This is a genomic window from Mycobacterium sp. IDUB_17 (assembly GCF_055419465.1).
In genome coordinates, this window is sequence record NZ_JBVAXS010000007.1 from 366,035 (window position 1) to 388,207 (window position 22,173).

21 protein-coding genes are annotated in these 22,173 nt (G+C 66.8%); 8 read left to right on the forward strand and 13 right to left on the reverse strand.

Going from position 1 to position 22,173, the window contains the following annotated elements; all coding sequences use genetic code 11:
- Positions 1 to 6: 6 nt before the first annotated feature.
- From ACZYZ7_RS27570 to ACZYZ7_RS27585, 4 genes are all read right to left on the reverse strand, one after another.
- The gene (locus ACZYZ7_RS27570) at positions 7 to 744 is read right to left on the reverse strand and encodes an RDD family protein (protein ID WP_463742226.1); all 738 of its coding nucleotides are present in this window, start codon (positions 742 to 744) and stop codon (positions 7 to 9) included.
- A gap of 81 nt (positions 745 to 825) precedes the next feature.
- Positions 826 to 1,920, reverse strand: a complete 1,095-nt coding sequence (locus ACZYZ7_RS27575) for a hypothetical protein (RefSeq protein ID WP_450070071.1) — start codon at positions 1,918 to 1,920, stop codon at positions 826 to 828.
- Positions 1,921 to 2,187: 267 nt separating this feature from the next.
- Positions 2,188 to 3,582, reverse strand: a complete 1,395-nt coding sequence (locus tag ACZYZ7_RS27580; RefSeq protein ID WP_463742227.1) for a cystathionine beta-synthase — start codon at positions 3,580 to 3,582, stop codon at positions 2,188 to 2,190.
- Between the two features lie 29 nt (positions 3,583 to 3,611).
- On the reverse strand, positions 3,612 to 4,649 hold the full coding sequence (locus tag ACZYZ7_RS27585) for an alpha/beta hydrolase (protein ID WP_463742228.1): 1,038 nt from the start codon (positions 4,647 to 4,649) through the stop codon (positions 3,612 to 3,614).
- A gap of 192 nt (positions 4,650 to 4,841) precedes the next feature.
- On the opposite strand from ACZYZ7_RS27585, the gene ACZYZ7_RS27590 reads away from it, so the two are divergent.
- Together ACZYZ7_RS27590 and ACZYZ7_RS27595 are read left to right on the forward strand one after the other, a co-directional pair.
- Positions 4,842 to 5,816 carry an SGNH/GDSL hydrolase family protein gene (locus ACZYZ7_RS27590; protein ID WP_450070073.1) on the forward strand — a complete coding sequence of 325 codons (975 nt, stop codon included), beginning with the start codon at positions 4,842 to 4,844 and terminating at the stop codon, positions 5,814 to 5,816.
- A gap of 44 nt (positions 5,817 to 5,860) precedes the next feature.
- Positions 5,861 to 7,078, forward strand: coding sequence for an acetyl-CoA C-acetyltransferase (locus tag ACZYZ7_RS27595; protein WP_135457610.1), 1,218 nt, complete (start codon positions 5,861 to 5,863; stop codon positions 7,076 to 7,078).
- An 89-nt stretch (positions 7,079 to 7,167) separates the two neighbouring features.
- Here the strand turns inward: ACZYZ7_RS27595 and ACZYZ7_RS27600 are convergent, their stop codons facing one another.
- Together ACZYZ7_RS27600 and ACZYZ7_RS27605 are read right to left on the reverse strand one after the other, a co-directional pair.
- A complete protein-coding gene (locus tag ACZYZ7_RS27600) occupies positions 7,168 to 8,049 on the reverse strand; it encodes a hypothetical protein (RefSeq protein ID WP_463742229.1) in 882 nt (293 codons plus the stop codon).
- 219 nt (positions 8,050 to 8,268) lie between these two features.
- Positions 8,269 to 9,117, reverse strand: a complete 849-nt coding sequence (locus ACZYZ7_RS27605; protein WP_450070075.1) for a Bax inhibitor-1/YccA family protein — start codon at positions 9,115 to 9,117, stop codon at positions 8,269 to 8,271.
- A 176-nt stretch (positions 9,118 to 9,293) separates the two neighbouring features.
- Between ACZYZ7_RS27605 and ACZYZ7_RS27610 the strand changes: the two genes are divergently transcribed.
- The 3 genes from ACZYZ7_RS27610 (at position 9,294) to ACZYZ7_RS27620 (ending at position 12,856) form a co-directional block, all read left to right on the forward strand.
- Entirely contained in the window at positions 9,294 to 10,343 is a 1,050-nt protein-coding gene (locus tag ACZYZ7_RS27610) for an enoyl-CoA hydratase/isomerase family protein (RefSeq protein WP_135457615.1), read from the forward strand.
- Positions 10,340 to 11,116 (forward strand): enoyl-CoA hydratase, encoded by a 777-nt coding sequence (locus tag ACZYZ7_RS27615; RefSeq protein ID WP_418046051.1) that lies wholly within the window; start codon positions 10,340 to 10,342, stop codon positions 11,114 to 11,116. Before ACZYZ7_RS27610 ends, ACZYZ7_RS27615 begins: the two co-directional genes overlap by 4 nt.
- Positions 11,117 to 11,197: 81 nt before the next feature.
- Positions 11,198 to 12,856: an alpha/beta hydrolase gene (locus ACZYZ7_RS27620; RefSeq protein WP_450070163.1), complete on the forward strand. Its 1,659-nt coding sequence runs from the start codon at positions 11,198 to 11,200 to the stop codon at positions 12,854 to 12,856.
- 11 nt (positions 12,857 to 12,867) lie between these two features.
- Here ACZYZ7_RS27620 and ACZYZ7_RS27625 read toward each other — a convergent pair whose 3' ends face one another.
- Positions 12,868 to 13,236, reverse strand: coding sequence for a rhodanese-like domain-containing protein (locus ACZYZ7_RS27625; protein ID WP_450070076.1), 369 nt, complete (start codon positions 13,234 to 13,236; stop codon positions 12,868 to 12,870).
- Between the two features lie 2 nt (positions 13,237 to 13,238).
- Positions 13,239 to 13,763 (reverse strand): cysteine dioxygenase, encoded by a 525-nt coding sequence (locus ACZYZ7_RS27630; RefSeq protein ID WP_450070077.1) that lies wholly within the window; start codon positions 13,761 to 13,763, stop codon positions 13,239 to 13,241.
- Between the two features lie 118 nt (positions 13,764 to 13,881).
- On the opposite strand from ACZYZ7_RS27630, the gene lpqV reads away from it, so the two are divergent.
- Complete coding sequence (lpqV, locus tag ACZYZ7_RS27635; protein WP_450070078.1) at positions 13,882 to 14,340, forward strand: lipoprotein LpqV; 459 nt, start codon at positions 13,882 to 13,884, stop codon at positions 14,338 to 14,340.
- Here the strand turns inward: lpqV and ACZYZ7_RS27640 are convergent.
- A complete protein-coding gene (locus ACZYZ7_RS27640; protein WP_450070079.1) occupies positions 14,337 to 16,046 on the reverse strand; it encodes a SulP family inorganic anion transporter in 1,710 nt (569 codons plus the stop codon). The genes lpqV and ACZYZ7_RS27640 overlap by 4 nt on opposite strands.
- 66 nt (positions 16,047 to 16,112) lie before the next feature.
- On the opposite strand from ACZYZ7_RS27640, the gene ACZYZ7_RS27645 reads away from it, so the two are divergent.
- Positions 16,113 to 17,087, forward strand: coding sequence for a patatin-like phospholipase family protein (locus tag ACZYZ7_RS27645; protein ID WP_450070080.1), 975 nt, complete (start codon positions 16,113 to 16,115; stop codon positions 17,085 to 17,087).
- A gap of 83 nt (positions 17,088 to 17,170) precedes the next feature.
- On the opposite strand, the gene ACZYZ7_RS27650 is transcribed toward ACZYZ7_RS27645, so the two are convergent.
- Together ACZYZ7_RS27650 and ACZYZ7_RS27655 are read right to left on the reverse strand one after the other, a co-directional pair.
- Positions 17,171 to 18,028: a patatin-like phospholipase family protein gene (locus ACZYZ7_RS27650; protein WP_463742230.1), complete on the reverse strand. Its 858-nt coding sequence runs from the start codon at positions 18,026 to 18,028 to the stop codon at positions 17,171 to 17,173.
- 35 nt (positions 18,029 to 18,063) lie between these two features.
- Positions 18,064 to 18,918, reverse strand: a complete 855-nt coding sequence (locus ACZYZ7_RS27655) for a class II glutamine amidotransferase (RefSeq protein WP_463742231.1) — start codon at positions 18,916 to 18,918, stop codon at positions 18,064 to 18,066.
- A 72-nt stretch (positions 18,919 to 18,990) separates the two neighbouring features.
- Here ACZYZ7_RS27655 and ACZYZ7_RS27660 point away from each other — a divergent pair, with 72 nt between their 5' ends.
- Positions 18,991 to 20,046: a zinc-binding dehydrogenase gene (locus ACZYZ7_RS27660; protein ID WP_463742232.1), complete on the forward strand. Its 1,056-nt coding sequence runs from the start codon at positions 18,991 to 18,993 to the stop codon at positions 20,044 to 20,046.
- Positions 20,047 to 20,050: 4 nt separating this feature from the next.
- On the opposite strand, the gene ACZYZ7_RS27665 is transcribed toward ACZYZ7_RS27660, so the two are convergent.
- Positions 20,051 to 21,100 (reverse strand): NAD(P)H-dependent amine dehydrogenase family protein, encoded by a 1,050-nt coding sequence (locus tag ACZYZ7_RS27665; protein WP_135457637.1) that lies wholly within the window; start codon positions 21,098 to 21,100, stop codon positions 20,051 to 20,053.
- A 77-nt stretch (positions 21,101 to 21,177) separates the two neighbouring features.
- Positions 21,178 to 22,092, reverse strand: a complete 915-nt coding sequence (locus ACZYZ7_RS27670; protein WP_090427779.1) for a trypsin-like serine protease — start codon at positions 22,090 to 22,092, stop codon at positions 21,178 to 21,180.
- Positions 22,093 to 22,173: the final 81 nt, after the last annotated feature.

Genomic DNA, 22,173 nt, shown 5'->3' on the forward strand with positions numbered 1-22,173 from the left:
GTGAGCCTATCGGGGCGGGTACACGTACGGATTCGGGCCGCCCTGCGGGCCGGGATACGCGGTGGGCGCGGGAGTAGATACCGGGGCGGGCAGGCACACCGTGGTCAGCATCTTGTCGGCGATGGTCTGACGCTTGCCGTCCCACAGCGGCATCAGGTAACCGATGTAGAAGATGCTGTCGAGGAAGTGTGCGATCTGGCGCAGCAGTGACATACCCAAACCGATCGGCTGGCCGGTCTTCTCGCTGACCACCTTGAACTTCATGACCTTCTTGCCGATGCTCTGCCCGGTCTTGCCCTGTCGGTGGCCGAAGTTCCACACCAGGTAGGCCATCGGCAGCAGACCGAAGAACGCGAAGGTCACCAGGAGCAGTACCGCGACTGCAGCGCCGGAGGGCTCACCCTGTGAATCCTCCGTCGCCGTGGCAGCCATCACGCTTGCCATGAGGACCCCGTACCCGACCATCACGATCACGATGATCGGAATCTGATCGATCACCGAGGCCAGCACGCGGTCCAGCCACGGCGTGTATGCGTTCGGATTCGGCACCGGCTGGCCGTAGTTCCACTGCGGCGAGGGGCCGGGCGCCGGGTAGGGCGACGGTCCGGGTGTCGGGTAGCCGGTGGGCCCGGGGCCGTACGGATTGCCCTGCCCCGCAGTGGGATAAGGGCTGGGGTACGGATTCATCCCCGGGGTGTTGGGGTCGGCGATATATCCAGACCCGGGCGGCGGCTGCAGTGTCATGAACAAATGATGTCACGCAGCACAACGCCCACGGCGCAGACATTTCTGCCGTACGCGCCGTGGGCGTTGAATTCGGTTCTGCTACTGGGACAGCGGTGCCACCGGGCCGCCGCTGAGCCGGCGCCAGGCGTACACCTGGATGAGAAGGATCAGCGGGATTCCCACGATCAAGCCGAGCCCGCACGGGATCGACCCGACAATGGAGATGGCGATCATCACGAGCACCGTGACCAGCACCGTGCCGAATTTGGGCTTGACGAGGTTGAAGCTCGCCTTGACCGCGTCGACACCTTTGAGATTGCGGTCGACAGCTGCCACGGTCGTGAACAGGAACAGCACACCGAGAAGCAGCTCGGCGATCCACGCCAACGGCATGCTCAGGAACACGAGTCCAGGCATCAGGATCGTGGGGAGGAACAGCACCAGGACGACCGCAAAGATGATCAGTCCGACAAGCACAGTCGCGAGGATCACGTTGCCGACGTTGCGCGGCTTGAAGAACGATCCGATCGTCACCGGCTGCCCGTTGGCGATGTCGAGCAGGCCCGCGGTGTAGGCCGCCGCGATCCATCCGCTCATGATCAACAGCACGATTCCGCCGATGAACATCACGACGCCGCCGGCGACACCGAGATTGCTCGACGCCGAGACGCCGAAGCCCGAGTCATAGGACTCGTAGCTGCTGGTGGTGTCGGGCGAGACGGCGGTCGCGATCACCATGAAGATGGCGTAGACGGCACCGATCGCGGCTCCGAACACCAGCCCCGGCACGATCAATTCGACCGGATGCTTGAGGAACTTGTTCCAGGCCCACGAGAAAGCGTCACCGACGCTGTACGGCGCACCGCCGAAGCCGGGGCCACCTGCGGGCGGGTATCCGGGGGCCGGGTATCCAGGCGGCGGATAGCCGCCCGGAGGCTGGTAACCACCGGGAGGGGGAAATCCACCAGGCGGCGGGTAGCCGCCACCCTGCGGCGGGGGCGGGGGCGGGTAACCACCCTGTTGCGGCGGAGGTGGGTAACCACCGGGAGGGGGAAATCCACCGGGCGGCGGGTAGCCACCCTGTTGGGGCGGCGGCGGTGGTGGATAGCCGCCCTGCTGGGGCGGCGGCGGGGGCGGATACCCACCCTCTGGCGGCGGCGGGTAACTCCCGGGCGGGGGCGGTTGATCGGTCACGTCGAAAGCTCTCCTCATCTCGGATAGCGGTCCGCGAATGGACGCTACTTTCTGCCAGCACCTAGATCTACAGACTGCTTCACAGGCAGATTACGCACCGTCAACCCAGTTGGACAGGTCAACACGAGCGCATTCGCTGGGTGCAGAAGGACGTTCGTCGCTTTGGGCGGTGATGGTGACTGAGTTTGCCGGCCCTAGGCCAGCTCACCCTAGCTGAGAAGTTGCTGGAGGCAAGGTATTCCACGCGGCGCGATGCCCCCGATGTGTCTAGTGCCGACCGCCGCCCTCGGACAGGAACCCGAGCAGATCGTGGCGGGTGAGCACGCCGACAGGCTTGCCCTCCTCGACGACCATCACCGCGTCGCACTCGCGCAGCGTCTTGGCGGCCGTGGAAACCAACTCCCCCGCACCGATAAGCGGCAACGGCGGGCTCATGTGTTCCGCGACCGCGTCGGCCAACTTCGCCCGGCCCTCGAACACCGCGGACAGCAGTTCCCGCTCTGACACGCTGCCGGCGACCTCGCCCGCCATCACTGGAGGCTCGGCGCCGACCACCGGCATCTGGGAGACGCCGTATTCGCGGAGGATGCCGATCGCGTCGCGCACCGTCTCCGAAGGGTGGGTGTGCACCAGGTCGGGCAGCGCGCCGGACTTGCCGCGCATCACGTCTCCGACGGTCGACTGCTCGATCGAACCGTCCAGCCGGTTGCGCAGGAATCCGTAGGACGACATCCATGCGTCGTTGAAAATCTTTGAGAGATAACCGCGTCCGCCGTCGGGCAACAACACCACGACGACCGAGCCCGGGCCGGCCTTGCGGGCCACCTCGAGTGCGGCCACCACGGCCATGCCGCAGGATCCGCCGACCAGCAGCGCCTCTTCGCGGGCCAGCCGTCGGGTCATGTCGAACGAATCGGCGTCGGAGACGGCGATGATCTCGTCGGGGACCGAGGGGTCGTATGCCGACGGCCAGAAGTCCTCGCCGACGCCTTCCACCAGGTAGGGACGGCCCGTCCCGCCGGAGTAGACCGAGCCTTCCGGATCGGCGCCGATGATCTTCACCTTCCCGTCCGATACCTCCTTGAGGTACCGGCCGGTGCCGGTGATGGTGCCGCCGGTGCCGACGCCGGCCACGAAATGCGTCACCGTTCCATCGGTGTCGGCCCAGATCTCCGGGCCCGTGGTCTCGTAGTGGCTCTCCGGCCCCATCGGGTTGGAGTACTGGTCCGGCTTCCAGCCGCCGTCGATCTCCTCGACGAGGCGGTTGGAGACGCTGTAGTAGCTGTCCGGGTGGTCCGGCGGTACCGCCGTCGGGCACACCACGACCTCGGCACCGTAGGCGCGCAACACATTCTGCTTGTCCTCGCTGACCTTGTCAGGGCAGACGAAGATGCACTTGTATCCGCGCGTCTGGGCCACCAGCGCCAGACCCACCCCGGTGTTGCCGGACGTCGGTTCGACGATGGTGCCGCCGGGCTTGAGCTCACCGCTGGCCTCGGCGGCGTCGATCATCTTGGCCGCGATGCGGTCCTTTGAGCTGCCACCGGGGTTCAGGTACTCGATCTTGGCCAGGACCACCCCCGAGCCTTCGGGGACAACTGAGTTCAGCTGGACCAGCGGGGTATTGCCGATGAGCTCACTGATGTGCCTGGCGATGCGCATACGTCAATGGTCTCAGGCCCGCCGAAAGCTCACCAGGTGGCCTCTCGAATGTATTCGCCGATCTGACGCAACGAGCGCTTCGCTTCCGACGCCAGAGGCGCCGCGAGCTGGAAGACATGCATCTGACCGGGCCAGATCCGGAGCTCGACGGGAACCCCCGCCGCGGCCAGCATGTGCGCGGCTTTTCGCGCATCGCTGAGCAGAACCTCCGAGCCCGACGCGTGGATCAGCGTGCGCGGCAGACCGGGCTCGACATGATCGAGCGGCTCGTAGACCTGCTCACCCTTGCGTCTGGCCGCGGCCTCGATGAGCTCGACGAGGGCTTCGAACGCCTTGGCCGGGAACATCGCCTCCGAGTGCATGTTCGGGTGGTTGGCCCGGGACTCGTTGTCGATCTCGAACAGCGGCGACATCGTCACCAGCGCGGCCGGCATCTCGCCCTCGTCGACCAGGCGCTCGGCCAGTGCCAGCGACAGATAGCCGCCTGCCGAGTCGCCGGCCAGCACGATCTGGTCCGGCTGGTAGCCGGCCAGCCGCAGCCAGCGGTACGCGTCGTAACAGTCGTCGATCGCGGTGCCCACCGAGTGCTTGGGCAGCATGCGGTAATCGACCACGAGCACCGGGCTGTCGGCGTATCCGGACAGAGCCGTGACGATCCCGGAGTGGGTATTGGCCCCGCAGGCCAGGAACGCACCGCCGTGCAGATAGAGGATGACGCTGCGTTTTCCGTCGGCGGGAAGGACGCCGTCGGCCCGCACGAGCTGCGCCTTGCAGTTGGGCAGCGCGATGGTGGCCTTGATGGTCCCGGGCGCCGGGCGGATCAGCCGGGCGGCGAAATTGACCAACCCGAACGGCCACGGCAGATGCGGTACGTGGCTACCAATTACCAGGGTCGGCTTGATTGTCAGCATGGCCGCCAGCGAAACCAATCGGCCTGCCAGGCTCGGGCCGTCCTCGACCACCTCGACGGGCGCGCCGTCACTGACCGGGAACCTACGCCCGCGGTGGGCCCTGGCTGGGCTTATGCCGGCATGATGCGACCTGGATATCTCGCTCGGTGCAGTCATCGTCACCACTTCCTACGTCTTTGTAGTGCTAGGTGAGCTTCGTCACTCAGACAACCCGGGTAACTTAGCTTGACATCCGTAAACAGTTCAACAGTCAAATAAACTGATTTGATACCGGACTTGATACAGCACCGTGATCGCCACGCTGAAGCGCCACGCGGAGAACCCGTCTGACCCACCTAGACTGGTCACGTGGGTTCAAGCCGAAGTGCTCCTCACGTGCGCGTCCCGCGCCGTTCGACCATCGCCCTCGCCGCTGCGGCGACGCTGGCGTCAACTGGATCGGCTTATATCGGAGCACGCAACCTGCTCAGTGGGCAGGCTGACAAGGCCCGTCAGGTCATCCCCAAGTCCTGGGACATCCCACCCCGCGCCGATGGCGTGTATCTCCCCGGCGGCGGGCCGGTCGAGAAGTGGGAACGCGGAGTCCCGTTCGACCTGCACCTGATGATCTTCGGCGACTCCACGGCCACCGGATACGGCTGCCGCGTGCCCGACGAGGTGCCAGGAGTGCTGATCGCGCGCGGTGTGGCCGAGCAGTTCGGCAAACGAGTCCGCTTGAGCACCAAGGCGATTGTCGGCGCCACATCCAAGGGGTTGTCCGGCCAGATCGATGCCATGTTCGTCGCGGGCCCACCGCCGGATGCCGCTGTGATCATGATCGGCGCCAACGACATCACCAAACCCAACGGCATCGGGCCGTCGGCGCGACGGGTCGGCGACGCTGTGCGCCGGCTACGGGCGGCGGGAGCCGTCGTCGTGGTCGGCACCTGCCCCGACTTCGGGGTGATCACCGCCATCCCTCAACCGTTGCGCACCGTCGCGCGCAACCTCGGCCTGCGCCTTGCCCGCGCCCAGGCCGGCGCCGTGCGAGCGGCCGGCGGCATACCCGTGCCGTTCTCCGATCTCCTGGCCCGGGACTTCCACAAGGCCCCTGACCTGCTGTTCTCCGAGGACATGTTCCATCCGTCGGCGGCCGGTTATGCACTGGCGGCCAAGCAGTTGCTGCCTGCGCTGTGCACTGTCCTCGGCGAGTGGGACGGCGACGAGGCGCTGGAATCCGGAGCCGCCGACACCCGGACACTGTTGACCCGGCTCGGCGGAGTCAGCAGGCTGTGGCGCCGCTCAACCGGGGTGCCCGCACCCATCGTGGTGCACGCGGGCTAGTTTCAACCTGAGTTTTCTAAGCCATTCGATTAGCAGGAGCCGTCATGCCTGAAGCCGTCATCGTTGCCACTGCCCGCTCGCCGATCGGCCGGGCCGTCAAGGGCTCACTGGCCACCATGCGTCCCGACGACCTGGCCGCGCAGATGGTCAAGGCCGTTCTCGACAAGGTGCCCGCACTGGATCCGCGCGACGTCGTCGACCTGATGATGGGCTGCGCACAGCCCGCCGGTGAGGCCGGCTACAACATCGCCCGCGCCGTGGCCGTCGAGCTCGGCTATGACTTCATGCCGGGCACCACCGTCAACCGCTACTGTTCCTCGTCGCTGCAGACCACCCGGATGGCGTTCCACGCGATCAAGGCCGGCGAGGGCGACGTGTTCATCTCCGCAGGCGTCGAGACCGTGTCGCGCTTCGGCGTCGGAGCCGCTGACGGCGCCCCGAACAGCAAGAACGCGTTGTTCGCCGACGCTCAGGAACGAACCGCCAAGCAAGCCGAGGGCGCCGACTCCTGGACCGACCCGCGCGAGAACGACCTGCTGCCCGACGTCTACATCGCGATGGGCCAGACCGGCGAGAACGTCGCGCTGCACACCGGCATCAGCCGCGAGGACCAGGACCACTGGGGCGTGCGGTCGCAGAACAAGGCCGAGGAGGCCATCAAGAACGGCTTCTTCGAGCGCGAGATCGTTCCCGTGACGTTGCCCGACGGCACCGTGGTCTCCACCGATGACGGCCCGCGTGCCGGCACCACCTACGAGAAGATCAGCCAGCTCAAGCCGGTGTTCCGGCCCAACGGCACCATCACCGCCGGCAATGCCTGCCCCCTGAACGACGGCGCGGCCGCCGTGGTGATCATGAGCGACACCAAGGCCAAGGAACTGGGCCTGACCCCGCTGGCCCGCATCGTGTCCACCGGCGTTTCCGGCCTGTCGCCGGAGATCATGGGCCTCGGCCCGATCGACGCCGTCAAGCAGGCGCTCGGGAACGCGAAGATGGAACTCTCCGACATCGACCTCTACGAGATCAACGAGGCGTTCGCGGTGCAGGTCCTCGGTTCGGCCCGCGCACTCGGCATGGACGAGGACAGGCTGAACGTCTCGGGCGGCGCGATCGCGCTGGGCCACCCGTTCGGCATGACCGGTGCCCGTATCACCGCGACGCTGCTGAACAACCTGCAGACCTACGACAAGACCTTCGGCATCGAGACCATGTGTGTCGGTGGCGGCCAGGGTATGGCGATGGTTGTGGAGCGCCTGAGCTAGTTCGCCTTTGCACCTTTGCACCTTTGCCGAGTCTGCGTACAGATCGGGATTTCACCCGATTTCGCGATCTGTACGCAGACTCGTTGCACTCACGGCAGGGTGACTTGCCTACCAGCGAGTGCGTCGCGGACCCGCCGCAGGATCTCGGACGGCCGGTCCTCTGCCACCACTCTGATGATGATCCAGCCCATCCGCTCCAGCTCGGCGATCCGGCGGATGTCCTTCACGTACTGCATGCGATCACTGCGATGTTGGTCGCCGTCGTACTCCACCGCGACCATCCATTCGGCCCAACCCATATCGAGGTAGGCGAACGGATAGCCATTTGCCCCCACCACGGGGATCTGAGTCTGCGGGCGCGGTAGACCGTCGTCGATGAGGAGCAGGCGCAGCCAGGTTTCTTTCGGGGATTGGGCCCCTGCATCGAGCATCGGAAGCACCCTCTCCAGTTGGCGCAGTCCGCGGGCTCCGCGATGCCGTGCCGCCACTTCTTCGACATCGCCAACCTTGAATCCTGTTGCCCTGGCGAGGGAATCGAGCCGGGCCACCGCGCGACCGATCCCCGGGGTGCGGCCGATGTCGAAGGCAGTCCGCTCCGGTGTCGTCACGGGAAGCTCGTGGACCTGTCCGATCTCGGTCGGCTGCAAGCACATTGCGGATGTCCGCACGCCGCGCGGGCACCGGGCATTGACCCACATCAACTCGATCGGTGCGGAATCGTCGACCCATTTCGCCCCGTGCAAGGCCGCCGCGGTGATACCTGCCAGCACTCCCTGGCGGTGCGACCACAGCCATGCCGCCCTGGCCCGATCAACCAGCCCCGGGCTGAAGTCCCGGGCCACATAGACATCAGGGAAGACGGCGCGGAAGTTGGCACGCAACTGGTGCTTGCGGATCAGACCGGCCCGCAACGCTTCTGAGCCGATGAACGGACTGTCGAAGATGCTCACGGCGCCTACGGTGCGAGGCATCCCCGACAGCCACCATTCATGAAAGCGTCGGCGAGCCACGGCTGTGGATGAAATCGACTCTGTGTACAGGCCTCCGAGCCTGCGCTCAGAGCACGGTTTCGCGCGATTTCGCGCTCTCAGCGCAGACTCGGCGCTCTCAACGCAGACTCGGCGCTTGCCCGAAAAATGCAAAAGAAAAAGGCGCCCGCAATCGCAGACGCCTTTCTCGGGGCAGGGTTGCTAGTCGTTGTTGAAGTACGACAGCAACCGCAGGATCTCGATGTACAGCCAGACCAGGGTGACGGTCAGGCCCAGGGCGATGCCCCATGCGGCCTTCTCCGGAGCACCGGCGCGGATCATCTGGTCCGCTGCGTCGAAGTCGATCAGGAAGCTGAACGCAGCCAGGGCAATGACGAACAGCGAGAACGCGATGGACAGGCCACCGCCCGAACGCAGGCCCAGGCCTTCACCGCCGCCAACACCGAACATTGCGAGCACGAAGTTCACCAGAACCAGTGCCAGCACGCCGAACATCGCTGCGACGATCATCCGGGTGAACTTGGGCGTCACGCGGATGGCGCCGGTCTTGTAGACCACGAGCATGCCGATGAACACACCGATCGAGGCCACCACGGCCTGGAAGATCATGCTGGGCCCGCCGCTGGACACCAGGTTGGCGAAGAGGAACGACGCCGCGCCGAGGAACAGACCCTCCAGCGCCGCGTACGTCAGCACGATGGCCGGGTTGTCCTGCTTGCGGCCGAAGGTGGCGATCAGCACCATGACCAGACCGCCGAGGCCACCGATCATGGTGAACGGCATCATCAGGGCCGTGTTTCCGGCCACCAGGAAGTAGGACACGACCGCGACGGCCGACACGACGGCCAGCGTGATGCCGGTCTTGGTGACGACGTCATCGATGGTCAGCGGCCGAGAAACACCGGTCTGGGGCTGCTCCAGGTACTCCTGCGCGTAGGGCTGCGCATGCACCTGCTGTGCACCGAAGCCGGCGGCTCCGGTACCGAATTGTGCGTATCCGCCCTGCTGCTTCGGCAGGCTGCGGAATACCGGGTTGCTGGTTTCGCGCACCGTCGGGTTCCTCTCCTATGAGATGTTCGGTAACGAACTATCTGGCTCAACGATCGATGTCCCTGGCGGGTTCCCGTCGAGGCCAAAAAGACTCTCAGGAAACTTCCAGGTTTGATCTTGAGGCAAACCCTACCCGTAGCGCACCGTCCCTGGGAGGCCGAACTAGATTGCATCTCGTGACAGAAAACGAGGACGTCCTAGTAAGTGTCCGCAACGGCGTCGGGATCCTTACGCTGAACCGGCCCAAGGCGATCAACTCGCTCAACGATGCGATGGTCGCGGGCATGTCCGAGGCACTGCACGCCTGGGAGAACGACGACTCCGTTCACACCGTGCTGCTGACCGGCTCTGGCGAACGCGGCCTGTGCGCGGGCGGAGACGTCGTGGCGCTCTATCACAGCGCCCGGGAGGGCGGCGCCGACGCGCGCCGGTTCTGGTACGACGAGTACCTGCTCAACGCCTACATCGGCAGCTATCCGAAGCCGTACGTGGCGTTGATGGACGGCATCGTGATGGGCGGCGGCGTGGGTGTGGCCGCGCACGGGACGGTTCGGGTGGCCACCGACACCACCAAGATGGCGATGCCCGAGGTCGGCATCGGCTTCATCCCCGACGTCGGTGGCACGTACCTGTTGTCGCGGGCTCCCGGCGCGCTCGGATTGCACGCCGCGCTCACCGGTGCACCGTTCTCCGGTGCCGACGCGATCGCCATGGGTTTCGCCGATCACTACGTGCCCCATGACAAGTTGGCCGACTTCATCGAGTCCGTCATCGCCGACGGCGTCCAGAACGCGCTGGCTACCTATGCCATCGAACCGCCCGCCAGCCCACTGCTCGAGCAGCGCAGCTGGATCGACGAGTGCTATGCCGGCGAATCCGTGGCAGACATCATCGCCGCACTGCGCGGTCACGGCGCAGGACCAGCCGGCGATGCCGCCGACCTCATCGCCACCCGCTCCCCCGTTGCGCTGGCCGTCACGCTCGAAGCGGTGCGCCGGGCGGCCAAGCTGGAGACACTGGAGGACGTGCTGCGCCAGGAATACCGGACCTCGTGCGCATCGGTGAAGTCCCATGATTTCGTCGAGGGCATCCGGGCTCAGCTCGTCGACAAGGACCGCAACCCGCAGTGGTCACCTTCCTCGATCGCAGCGGTCACCCCCGCTGACGTCGAGGCGTACTTCGTTCCGGCAGACCCCGACCTGACCTTCCAGGAGGAGAACAAATGAGTGAGTTCGAGACCATCCTGGTGACCCGCACCGATCGGGTCGCCACGATCACCCTCAACCGGCCCAAGGCGCTCAACGCGCTCAACACCCAGGTGATGACCGAGGTGACCACCGCCGCAGCCGAACTCGACCGTGACCCAAGCGTCGGCGCCATCATCGTCACCGGCAACGAGAAGGCCTTCGCCGCCGGTGCCGACATCAAGGAGATGGCCGAGCTGTCGTTCGCCGACGTGTACTCGGCCGATTTCTTCGAGCTGTGGTCGAAGTTCGCGGCCACCCGCACCCCGACGATCGCCGCGGTCGCCGGGTACGCGCTGGGCGGCGGCTGCGAGCTGGCGATGATGTGCGACATCCTGATCGCCGCGGATTCGGCGAAGTTCGGTCAGCCCGAGATCAAGCTGGGTGTACTGCCCGGCATGGGAGGTTCGCAGCGGCTGACGCGGGCGATCGGCAAGGCCAAGGCGATGGATCTGATCCTCACCGGCCGCACCATCGACGCCGTGGAAGCCGAGCGCGCCGGCCTGGTTTCCCGCCTGGTGCCCGCGGACTCACTGATCGACGAGGCCCTTGCCGTGGCCGAGACCATCGCCGGGATGTCACTGTCGGCCTCTCGGATGGCCAAGGAAGCGGTCAACCGCGCCTTCGAGTCCACCCTGGCCGAGGGATTGCTCTACGAGCGCAGGCTGTTCCACTCGGCGTTCGCTACTGCCGATCAGAAGGAAGGCATGGCGGCGTTCTCCGAGAAGCGCGCCGCCAACTTCACGCATCGCTAAAGTCGACGGGTGACCGACACCGACTCACCCACTCCGGCCACCGAGACCGCCGAGGCTCCGCCCAAGCCTCCTGCTGAACCGGTGGCCGGGCCGGCGCCCCAGCCAGTGTGGTGGTCACGCCACTACACGTTCTTCGGCACCGCGCTGGGTCTGGTGTTCGTCTGGTTCTCGCTGACGCCGTCGCTGCTGCCCCGCGGCCCACTCTTCCAGGGCCTGGTCAGCGGGGCGGCCGGCGCGACCGGTTACGGGATCGGCGTTTTCGGGGTGTGGCTGGTGCGCTACATGCGTTCGGCGGACACCAGCCCGCGGGCGCCGAAGTGGGCCTGGCTGTCGCTGCTGGTCGTCGGAGTCATCGGCCAGGTCCTGATGATCGTCTACTTCCACGTCTGGCAGGACGAGATCCGTGACTTCATGGGTGTGCCCCGGCTGAAGTTCTGGGATCACCCGTTGACGGCGGTGCTGTCGCTCGTGGTGTTGTTCGCGTTCGTCGAGGTGGGCCAGCTGATCGGCAGGCTGGTGCGTTTCCTGGATCGCAAGTTGGATCGCTTTCTGCCGCCACGGGTTTCGGCCGTTGTGGTGGTGGCGTTGCTGCTGGCGTTGAGCATCGCACTGCTGAACGGTGTGGTGGTCCGGGTCGCGATGGACACCATCAACCGCACGTTTGCGGCCGTCAACGACGAGAACGATCCTGACTTCCCCGCCCCGATGTCACCGCTACGCTCAGGCGGCCCGCAGTCCCTGGCCAGCTGGGAATCGCTGGGCCATCAGGGCCGGGTTTTCGTCTCGGCCGGCCCTACCGTGCAACAACTTTCGCGGTTCAGCGGCAAACCCGCGGTCGAACCGATCCGGGCCTACGCGGGCCTGCATTCCGCTGACGGCATCAAGGCCACCGCGGCCTTGGCGGCCAAGGAATTACAGCGCACCGGCGGGCTGAACCGTGCGGTGATCGCAGTGGCCACCACGACGGGCACGGGCTGGATCAACGAGGCCGAGGCCTCGGCGCTGGAGTACATGTACAACGGCAACACCGCGATCGTCTCGATGCAGTACTCGTTCCTGCCGAGCTGGCTGTCGTTCCTGGTCGACCAGGAGAACGCGCGCCAGGCCGGACAGGCGCTGTTCGAGGCCGTCGACGCGTTGGTCCGTGCGATGCCCGAGGACAAGCGCCCGAAGTTGGTGGTGTTCGGGGAAAGCCTGGGATCGTTCGGCGGCGAGGCCCCGTTCCTGTCGCTGAACAATCTGGTCGCCCGCACCGACGGCGCGCTGTTCTCGGGACCGACGTTCAAGAACACCATCTGGACGACGCTCACCCGAGATCGCGACGCCGGTTCACCGGAGTGGCTGCCCATCTACGACAACGGCGAGAACGTGCGATTCGTCGCGAAAGACGAGAATCTGAACCGGCCCGACGCGCCTTGGTCCCATCCCCGCGCGGTGTATCTGCAACACGCGTCCGACCCGATCTCCTGGTGGACGCCCGACCTGCTGTTCGCCAAGCCGGACTGGCTGCGAGAACCCCGTGGGTATGACGTGTCCCGCCGCATGGAGTGGATTCCGGTGGTGACGTTCCTTCAGGTGTCAGCGGACATGGCAGTGGCCGTGGACGTTCCCGACGGACACGGCCACGTCTACGTGCAGAACGTGGCCGATGCGTGGGCCGCAGTACTGCAGCCCACGGGCTGGACCCCGGAGATGACCGCAAAGCTGCGCCCCATGCTGAGCAGCAACGAGAACGCCTGAGCGACCGCGGTTTACACCTGGCCGGCAGCAACCAACGCGTGATAGCCGCCGACGACGTCGGTGGACCGGTGCAGACCGAGGTCGATCAGCGAGGCGGCGGCCAGGCTCGAGGTGTAGCCCTCCGAGCACAGGATCACCCAGTAGACGTCGTCGTCGACGGCCTGCGGGATCCGCGCGTCACTGGTCGGATCGCAGCGCCACTCCAGCACGTTGCGCTCGATGACCAGCGCTCCGGGCACCGAGCCCTCGGCTGCACGTTGGGCGGCCGGGCGGATGTCGACCAGCACGGCACCGGAATTCAGCGCCTCCGGAAGCTCGGTAGCGGGCAGCCGGCGCAGCCGGGTGCGGGCCTGCGCCAGCGCGGTGTCGATGCGGCTCATCGCTATCCCTCCGGCGCGTCGGTGAGTTCGGTGCGGTTGCGCCGCAATGTGTTCTGCGGTGTGACCTCGTAGTAGGACATCGCGGTCAGCGGCGGTGAGTAGGCGTGCACGCTCAGCGTCGGCCCCGACACCGCCACCGGCCCGGGTGCATGCACCACGTCGTGAACCCAACCCAGCGGGAACGCCGCCTGATCCCCCGCCGAGAGCCGGCGCTGCCGCAACAACTCGCCGTCCCAACGGGTTTCGCGCAACGAACCGGACACCACGGTCAGAGCACCCAGGGATCCGCCGTGGTCGTGCAGTTCGGTCGACTTGTCGGGCACCCAGCTGATCAGCCAGACCTCAATTTCGTCGTCACCGGACAACCGGGTGTACCACCGGTCCTCCTTCGGCAGGCCCCGCAGCAGCCGGTCGTAGCGGCCGGACAACACGTCATCAGCGGCGCGGTCGGTGGCGTGCAGCAGGTCGGGCAGTCGCAGCCGGGTGGGCGCGGAGACAGCAGGGACGGGCGCGAGCGTGGACAGCATCAGAGGAACTCCAAGGACGGCGGCGGAACAGGGCAGACGGGCGCGCTAGCAAGCCCGACAACACTCCTGGAATCCGGTCCTTTCCGTCACGGCCGCCAGTGTTGCATAGATTGGCGGCATGCGCCGTTACACGTGGACCACACTCCTGACCGCCGGAGCCGCAGCAGCAGCCGGCCTGAGCCTGCTGATCGGATGCTCGACGGAGGCCGGCAAGGACCAGTCCGGGGCATCCACGGCACCTTCCCCACAGGCGACGACGACCACCGAATCGCCGACTCCGAAGCTCAAGCCCGGCGAGATCGCGACGTCCCCCGCCGGGGTCACAACCGCCATCGGCGCCGACGCACAGTCCACCGAGGAGGAGTACTTCCAGGCCTGTCACGTCGCCAAGCTCTGGATGCAAGCGAAGGGCGGGGATCTGAAAGCGCAGATCGAGCCGTACCTGGCGAGCGTGCAGGCACCCGACGCAGCACCAGGACCGGGCACGTACAACGTGGCCTGGGCCCAGCTCGAACCGGGCCGTCAGGCTGCCGTCATCGTCGCGGCGCAGGCAGCGGCCGACGAGCTCTGCAGCTAGTTCGAATCACGCTGCGGCAAATCCCCCGATTCGCCGCCCTGGGCGGCCACCCAGGCGCGGCCCCGCTCGACGGCCTCGTCGAGCGCGCCGAAGATGCGGTCTGAAGCGGGCACGACACCGTCGTCCCCCAGCAGGTCATCGAGGCCGCCGCGCCGCAGCACCTCCGCCGTGCCGGGGTTGACCCCGGAGATGATCAGCCTGCCGTTGTTGGCCGTCAGTTGGCCGGCCCATCGGCGCAGCGCCTTGATCGTCACCGACGACGGCACGTCGGGCAGCGCCCGCAGGCTGAGCACCACAACGGCGTTGGCGGTCCCTTCGGCCCGCGGCCAGGTTTCGTCGATCCGGGCCACCTCGGCAAACAGCCCCACCCCGGCGTAGTGCAGCACGGTGACGTCGTTGCTGGCGCACCGCTCGGGCACGGGAGCCTGCTGCCAGCCGCCGTCCGGCGCCGGTGTGAGCGCGACCAGTTGCGCGGCCTCGGCCGCCTTGGCGCAGTAGAGCACCAGCGAGGTGATCACGCCGATGACGATCGCGGTGTGCAGCGGCAGCTGGGTGGTGGCGGCGAAGGTGACCAGCATCGCCACCGCCGACAGCGGCGCGACCCGCAGCACCAGCTTGATGTCGGGCAGCCGGCCGACGACGAGTTCGGCGCCGATCACCAGGATCAGCCCGCCGATCACGGGCATCGGGATGATCTCTGCGGCCGAGCCGGCGACGAGCACCAGCACGGCAAGCCAGAGCCCGGCGAAGATGCCGGCCCACCGGGTCTGGGCGCCCGCCGAGGTCGCCACCCCGGTTCGTGACAGCGAGCCGCCGGCCGGCAGCGCACCGAACAGTCCGCCCGCCACGTTCGCCGCGCCCTGCGCCAGGAAATCTCCGTTCATGTTGGTGCGGCTGCCGTCCGGGTTCGGTACGGCCGCAGAGATTCCCGCGGCTTGAGCCAGCGCGACGAGTGCCACCGCCACACCGCCGACGATCAGCTCGGGCATCGCGGCGAAGTTCGGAACCGTCACCGGGGGAAGCGCATTCGCGATGGACGCGATGTCGCCGACGGTTTCGACGTCGATGTGCGCGACGGCCACCACCGCTGTCACCACGACGAGCGCCAGCAGCGTCGCGAAAGATTCGAGAGGCTTGATGAAGTGGAAGACCGCCCACACCGCGACGGTGCCCAGCGCCACCGCGACGGCAGCCGGATGCCACAGGCCGATGTGTGCCAGCGAGTCGATGAACTTGCCAATGGTGTTGCCGCTCTGCGGTTTGTAACCGGTGGCGTCGCCGAGGACACCGGCCACGATCTGCAGGGCGATGCCGGTGGAGAAGCCGGTCATCACAGCGTTGGAGACGAAGTTCATGATCGAGCCGAACCGCAGCAGACCGAACAGCAGCATCACGGCACCGACGACGAGAGCCAGCGCGGCTACGTTGGCCGGATCCTGCGGATCCAGCCCGGCCTCCTTGAGCACACTGCGCGACGTGAGTGCGATCGCACTCGTCAGCGTCGTCACCATCAGCACCGTCCGGGCGAACAGTGACCCGATGATGCCGGGCATGATGCCGGCGTAGATGCCGGTGACCGGGTTGAACCCGCCGATGCTGGCATAGGCCATGCCCTCGGGTATGGAGAACAGGCCCGTGACCAGTCCGGCGACGACATCACGGGGCTTGGGACGGCCCAGCTTCCGAGCGAATGTTGGCGCACCCACGGGGCAACCCTGTCACGAACGGGGTCGTCTGGGGCGGCACTTCACCGGTTGCACCACAATGGACGTATGCGTGTTGCTCTGGCCCTCGGCAGTGGTGGGGCTCGCGGCTACGCACACATCGGGGTGATCAACGAACTGCACGACCGCGGTTTCGAGGTCGTCGGGGTGTCCGGGTCATCGATGGGCGCGCTGGTCGGTGGCCTGCATGCGGCGGGCAAGCTCGACGAGTTCGCCGACTGGGCACGGACTTTGACTCAGCGGGCGGTCCTGCGGCTGTTGGATCCGTCGATCACCGCGGCTGGAATTCTGCGTGCCGAGAAAATTCTCGACGCAGTCCGCGACATCATCGGCGACGCCACGATAGAGGAACTGCCGATCCCGTACACGGCCGTGGCGACCGACCTGATCGCCGGCAAATCGGTGTGGCTGCAACGCGGCCCGCTGGACTCGGCGATCCGGGCGTCGATTGCCATCCCCGGGGTGATCGCGCCGCACGTACTCAACGGCCGGCTGCTCGGTGACGGCGGCATCCTCGACCCGCTGCCCATGGCGCCGATCGCCGCGGTCAACGCGGACCTCACGATCGCGGTCAGCTTGTCCGGCGGGGATCCTGGAACAGCTGCGATACCGGTCGCCGACCCCGAGCCGCGGCCCAGCACCGAATGGCTCAACCGCATGATGCGCAGCACCTCGGCGGTACTCGACACGGCCTCGGTGCGCAGCGTGCTCGACCGGCCGACGGCCCGGGCCGTCCTCAGCCGGTTTGGCTCCTCGGTACCCGACGCCGATGAGGACTCAGCCGACACAGAAGATTCGGGCGGGCCGCAACCCGCCGATACTCCGCGACTGGGCAGCTTCGAGGTCATGTACCGCACCATCGACATCGCCCAGGCAGCGCTGGCCCGGCACACACTCGCGGCGTACCCGCCTGACCTGCTGATCGAGGTTCCCCGCACGGTGTGTCGCAGCCTGGAGTTCAACCGCGCGGCCGAGGTGATCGCCGCCGGGCAGGAGTTGGCCGCGCGAGCGCTCGACGGCTGAGTCCACCTCACCTCACTCGCCGAAATGGCATTCCAGCAGGAAAAGTACGAGAAGCGGCCTGTTGGAATGCAGTTTCGGCGGAGCTAGCCCGCCAAGAACGCGGCGACCTCAGCCGCCACCCGCCGGCCCTGCGCACGTCCGGCCTGCGCCGACGGCACCCGGCAGTCCGGGTCGAGCGGGTTCGTCCCGAAGGCGGCCAGGGCGTCGTCGTCGGCGAAGATCCCCAGTGACCGTCCGTCGAAGCCGTCGACCTCCTGCGCCGCGCCGGTGCCGAACGGTGATGGTGTCGAACGGCCCTGCGGCACCAGCGCCACCAGGGTGTCGCAGTCGGCGGCCAGCACCGTGTTGACCGCACTGCCGATCCCGCCGTCCATGAACCGGCGGCCGGCGATCGTCACGACCGGCCACACCGCGGGCACCGCGCAACTGGCGGTGACGGCGTCCACCAGGGACACCCCGGAGTTCCGGTCAAGGGTCACCAGCTCGCCGGTGTCTATATCGACGGCTGAGATCCGCAGCTCCCGGTCGGGCCAGTCGTGCGAGGGCAGCCGCGCTTCGATCACCTTGCGCCGGACCGCCGGGTCGATGGTGGCGGTGTTGAGCGCCACGGCACCGATCTGCTGCAGCTTCTGCGCCTTGGTGGTGTTGGGTGTCAGTACGGCCTTGACGAACAGGTCGGTGACGGTGTCGATGCTCACCCCGGGGTCCAGCTCGGCTGATTCGGCACCGATCTGGCGCTCGAACAGCTCGTCCAGACGCAGCCCGCTGCCGAGCTGCGCGGACACCGTCGAACCTGCTGACGTGCCCACCAGCACGTCCGAGGCGAGTAGCGCGTCAGCGGTTTGGGGAGATTCGTCGGCGATGCCCTGCAGGATGCCGGTCTCCCAGGCAATCCCCGCGATACCGCCGCCGGCGAGCACCAGTGCACGTTTGGAAGTCACGAAGGTCGAGTGTGCCAGGGCCCCGAAAGCCGGAGCTAAGCGTGCTGCGACGCGGCCGCCTGCGCGGACAGGTCGTCGCGGCGCAGCAGATGCCGCGGTGGGTCCGGAAATGCGACCCGGGTGCTGATCCGCAGGTCCGCATCGATGTGCACCAGCTCGCCCGGGGCGATGGACTGCCACTTCTCGTCGTCCATCGCCTCACTCGCGAAGACCACCGACGGCTGCGACGTCAGATGCTCGGATTCGGCGCGGATCCGCGCGCTGCGCAGCCGCAGGCGCCGCTCATCGGGGTGCCTGCGGTCGAGCATGTACAGGTCGTGGGTGTCCGGGTAGCGAAGGGCCCACATGTCGGTGGCCGTGCTGAGCAGGATGTTGACGGCGTAGATCGGCACATTGTCGGCCAGCCAGCCGATGGCATCGACGACGCCCGCGCCCACATCGCCGTCACGTGCCCGGGCGGCCGCGGTGATGAGCGCGAAGACGCGTTCGGAGTCGGTCTGACCTTTCACGAGGTCCGTCACCCTCAGCTCACGGAGCCGGTCGTCGAGGCCGCCCAGCCCTTCGACCACACCGTTGTGCGCGAAGATCCGGCCATCCTGGAGAAAGGGATGGGTGTTCACCACGTCAAGCGCGCCGGTCGAGGCGTAGCGGACGTGCGCGATGAAGGTTGTCGCGGTGACATCGTGTGCCTCGGTGGCGAATTCGGAGTCCTGCCACGCCGCGACGGGTTCCTTGTGCAGCTCTGCGACGCCGTCGGCGCCGAATACGCCCAGCCCGGTGCCGTCGGGGTTGCGCCTGCTCTGCTCGGCAAGATTGTCCGGCGCGTCCAGCAGCCAGAAGGTCGCCGGCACCAGCCGGCGGCCGGCGTGCAGACCGAACAATCGGCACATGGCCTCAGCCCACCCGATGAAGTGCCATGATTTTCGATAGTAGCCGGGTAGAAGACAAGAAGGGAGGATGCGATGACATCCGATCTCAGGCCGACCATGCGGGCGGAGCGCTTCTACGCCGACACCAAAAGAATTGTGGTGGAAGATATTCCGATTCCGGAACCGGGCCCGGGCGAGGTGCTGGTCAAGGTGGCGTTCTGCGGGATCTGCCATTCCGACCTGAGCCTGATCAACGGCACCTTCCCGGCCCAGGCGCCGGTGGTGACGCAGGGCCATGAAGCCTCGGGCACCATCGCCAAGCTGGGCCCGGATGTCACGGGTTGGACCGAGGGCGATCGCGTGATCGTCGCGGCGGGCCGGCCCTGCATGGAATGCGCCAATTGCCGGCGCGGCGATATCGCCAACTGCTTGCGAATCCGGTTGATGGCCTTCGCCTATGACGGGGCGTGGGCCGAGTACACGTTGGCGCAGGCGGTCGGGCTCACGCGGGTGCCGGACAACGTGCCGCTGGAGCAGGCCGCGATCCTGGCCGATGCGGTGTCGACGCCGTACGGGGCGGTGGTGCGCACGGGCAAGGTCGGTATCGGCGAGTCGGTCGGGGTGTGGGGCCTGGGCGGGGTCGGCACCCACATCGCGCAGCTGGCCCGGCTGGTCGGTGCGGTGCCGGTGGTGGCCGTCGACATCAAACCAGAGGTGCTGGAGCGCGCGTTGGAACTCGGCGCCGACTATGCGTTCGACGCCGGTGACGAGCGGCTCGGCGAGAAGATCGCCGAGGTCACCGGGGGTCGGGGGCTGGATGTGGCGTTCGATGCGGTGGGGCTCAAGTCGACGTTCGAGCAGGCGCTGAGCCAGCTGACCGTCGGGGGGCGGCTGGTGGCCGTCGGGATGAGCGCCCAGGAACCGACCGTCGGCCCGACGTCGATGTTCGGCCTGACTCAGAAGCAGGTGCTCGGCCATCTGGGGTACCAGAACGTCGACATCTCCACGCTGGCGACGCTGGTATCACTGGGCCGACTGGATCTGTCCCGTTCGGTCAGCGAGATCGTGTCGCTGGAGGACGTGGCGGTGGGCATCGACAAGCTGGAGCGCCAGGAGGGTAATCCGATCCGGATCCTGGTGCGGCCCTAGGGTTTCAGCGCAACCCGGGCGCGGCCTTCCCGCTGATGAGCGGCAGGTCCGGGTAGGTCACCACCCCGGGTGCCGCGGCGCATACCGCGGGCACCGAGTTGACGCAGTGCGCGGCGGTGGCGACGACACCGGACTCCGGGCCTTCCTCGCCGGCCTCGGATTGAAAGCCTTTGATGATCACGGTGAAGTCCGGGTTGCCGCGGACCTCCATCTCGTAGCGCTGCCCGGCCGGGCCGAAAGTCCATGCGGGGTCCAGGTTTTCCTCACCCATCAGCCAGTTCACCGTGACGCGCACGACGGGCTCGCCGTCGACGAGGGCCTCCCAGTGGAACTTGCGGCCGGCCACCTGACCGGGTTCGATCACGCCGATCGGCGAGTCGATGGGTGCGGTGGCCACGGCGATCTCCTGGGTGGCCCGGATCCGCGGATCGATCTTGAACCCGACGTGATCCACGACCATCTTGACGGCCTGGATGAATCCACCGTCGAGCATCTTCTGCATCGGTCCGCTCAGCGCGGTGTCGGGGGTGCCGCCGAATCCCATGACGTGGCGCACCACATCGGGCGCGTCGTAGGTGCGCAGGTCGGAAAACTCCTCGGCGCGAACGAAGTTCACCCCGGTGGCCATCGCAGACAGCACCAGCGGGAACTTCTCGCTGATCCCGCCGGGAGCGATGCCGGTGCCGTGCAGCGTGGCGTTGCCCTCCAGAGCGGCGGCCCGCATCGGCGCGGCCTGCTTCTCGCTGGGGTACAGCCAGCCGACGGGGGTGATGACGTTCTTGCCCGAGCGCAGCAGCGCGGCGACCTCGTCCGGGTTGGGGATGAGCGGCGAGTAGATCACCGCGTCGGCGTCCAGCGCCAGGATGTCCTCGGCGCTGTTGGTGGCGATGACGCCGATCGGGTCGGTGCCGATGATCTCGCCGACGTCCTTGCCGTTCTTGGCGTCCGAGTGCACCCAACAGCCGACCAGTTCCAGGTCAGGATGTTCGAGCACGCCCTTGATCGCGGCCACGCCGACCCCACCGGTTGCCCACTGCACGACGCGTAACGTCACAGACCCTCCTCGGCAGAACTAGAACACGTTCTACTTCAGGTCTACACCACCGTGGTCGTCAGCGGAAGCACGATCGATCAGTTGGCCTGGCCTGTTTCACAAGCCGGGTCGCAGACCAAAGTGGTACGGGTCGCATCGAGCACGGGCGCGATCAGCGTGAACTCGCTGTAGTCGTCCTCACCCTCGGGGGACCCACGAAGAATCCCGACGGCGGCGACCTCGTCATTCCCGAGCTTCACATACGCCGGCGAACCCGAATCACCCTCGGCGGAGTAGACGTCCGCCTGCACTTGCGTGCCGGTCACCACTTCGACCTTTCCGCACGTCTCACCGGAGACAAAGCCGAACTTGCAGAGGGTCACGTTGTTGTTCAACAGATAGTGATGATCGAGAACCTTGGTCACCCTGTACACGCCCGCGATCCGCGCGTTCGGCGAGACATCTTCTGCCAGATCAGGATCGACGGCGATCACCGCGAAGTCCGCCCAATCATCCTTACCGGTCTGCACGACCTTGCTCGGTTCGGCCCCGGTCTGACTGGTTGTGAACTCTCCCAATTCGACGTGGGTGTCCGGATCAGTTGCTCGGGTGAAGTACGGGCGATCACCGAATCCCTCTTTGCGACAGTGGCCGGCGGTGAACGCGATCGCGGTATCGGTCGCATCGCGGCCGAGAAACGCCAACGTGCACTCGTGGGAGTCGACTTCATCGGTGGTGGCGTCGACGCTGTCGGTGGCAATTGCGGTGCCCGGCACGAAGTCGTCGAAGGACAGCCAGTCGTTGTTCGTCCCGGTAGCGACCGGAGTCATGTTGGGCTGATCTGCCGGCACCGTCGGATTGGGCCACAGGATCAGGACCACGAACGCCACCACGATGACGACGACGAGCCCCACAACGGTCAACAGGATGCGGCGAAACGCCCGGCGGGGCGGATTGACCGGTGCCGCCGGTGGATAAGCCGTGGACCCATCCGGATCGAAAACGTCGCTCATGCCAGGCCGACCAAGCAGAGATCGGCTCCGGCGATGTCTCTCGTTGTCATATCGACTCCCGTTGGATGGATCAACGGTCGT

What these genes read in the sequence shown, in the direction of transcription:
- ACZYZ7_RS27570 (WP_463742226.1), bottom strand. Translation starts at nt 744, where the DNA reads ATGACACTGCAGCCGCCGCCCGGGTCTGGATATATCGCCGACCCCAAC.
- ACZYZ7_RS27580 (WP_463742227.1), bottom strand. Translation starts at nt 3,582, where the DNA reads ATGCGCATCGCCAGGCACATCAGTGAGCTCATCGGCAATACCCCGCTG.
- lpqV (WP_450070078.1), top strand. Translation starts at nt 13,882, where the DNA reads ATGCGCCGTTACACGTGGACCACACTCCTGACCGCCGGAGCCGCAGCA.
- ACZYZ7_RS27670 (WP_090427779.1), bottom strand. Translation starts at nt 22,092, where the DNA reads ATGAGCGACGTTTTCGATCCGGATGGGTCCACGGCTTATCCACCGGCG.
- ACZYZ7_RS27660 (WP_463742232.1), top strand. Translation starts at nt 18,991, where the DNA reads ATGACATCCGATCTCAGGCCGACCATGCGGGCGGAGCGCTTCTACGCC.
- ACZYZ7_RS27600 (WP_463742229.1), bottom strand. Translation starts at nt 8,049, where the DNA reads ATGCCTCGCACCGTAGGCGCCGTGAGCATCTTCGACAGTCCGTTCATC.
- ACZYZ7_RS27615 (WP_418046051.1), top strand. Translation starts at nt 10,340, where the DNA reads ATGAGTGAGTTCGAGACCATCCTGGTGACCCGCACCGATCGGGTCGCC.
- ACZYZ7_RS27655 (WP_463742231.1), bottom strand. Translation starts at nt 18,918, where the DNA reads ATGTGCCGATTGTTCGGTCTGCACGCCGGCCGCCGGCTGGTGCCGGCG.
- ACZYZ7_RS27630 (WP_450070077.1), bottom strand. Translation starts at nt 13,763, where the DNA reads ATGCTGTCCACGCTCGCGCCCGTCCCTGCTGTCTCCGCGCCCACCCGG.
- ACZYZ7_RS27595 (WP_135457610.1), top strand. Translation starts at nt 5,861, where the DNA reads ATGCCTGAAGCCGTCATCGTTGCCACTGCCCGCTCGCCGATCGGCCGG.
- ACZYZ7_RS27645 (WP_450070080.1), top strand. Translation starts at nt 16,113, where the DNA reads ATGCGTGTTGCTCTGGCCCTCGGCAGTGGTGGGGCTCGCGGCTACGCA.
- ACZYZ7_RS27585 (WP_463742228.1), bottom strand. Translation starts at nt 4,649, where the DNA reads ATGACTGCACCGAGCGAGATATCCAGGTCGCATCATGCCGGCATAAGC.
- ACZYZ7_RS27625 (WP_450070076.1), bottom strand. Translation starts at nt 13,236, where the DNA reads ATGAGCCGCATCGACACCGCGCTGGCGCAGGCCCGCACCCGGCTGCGC.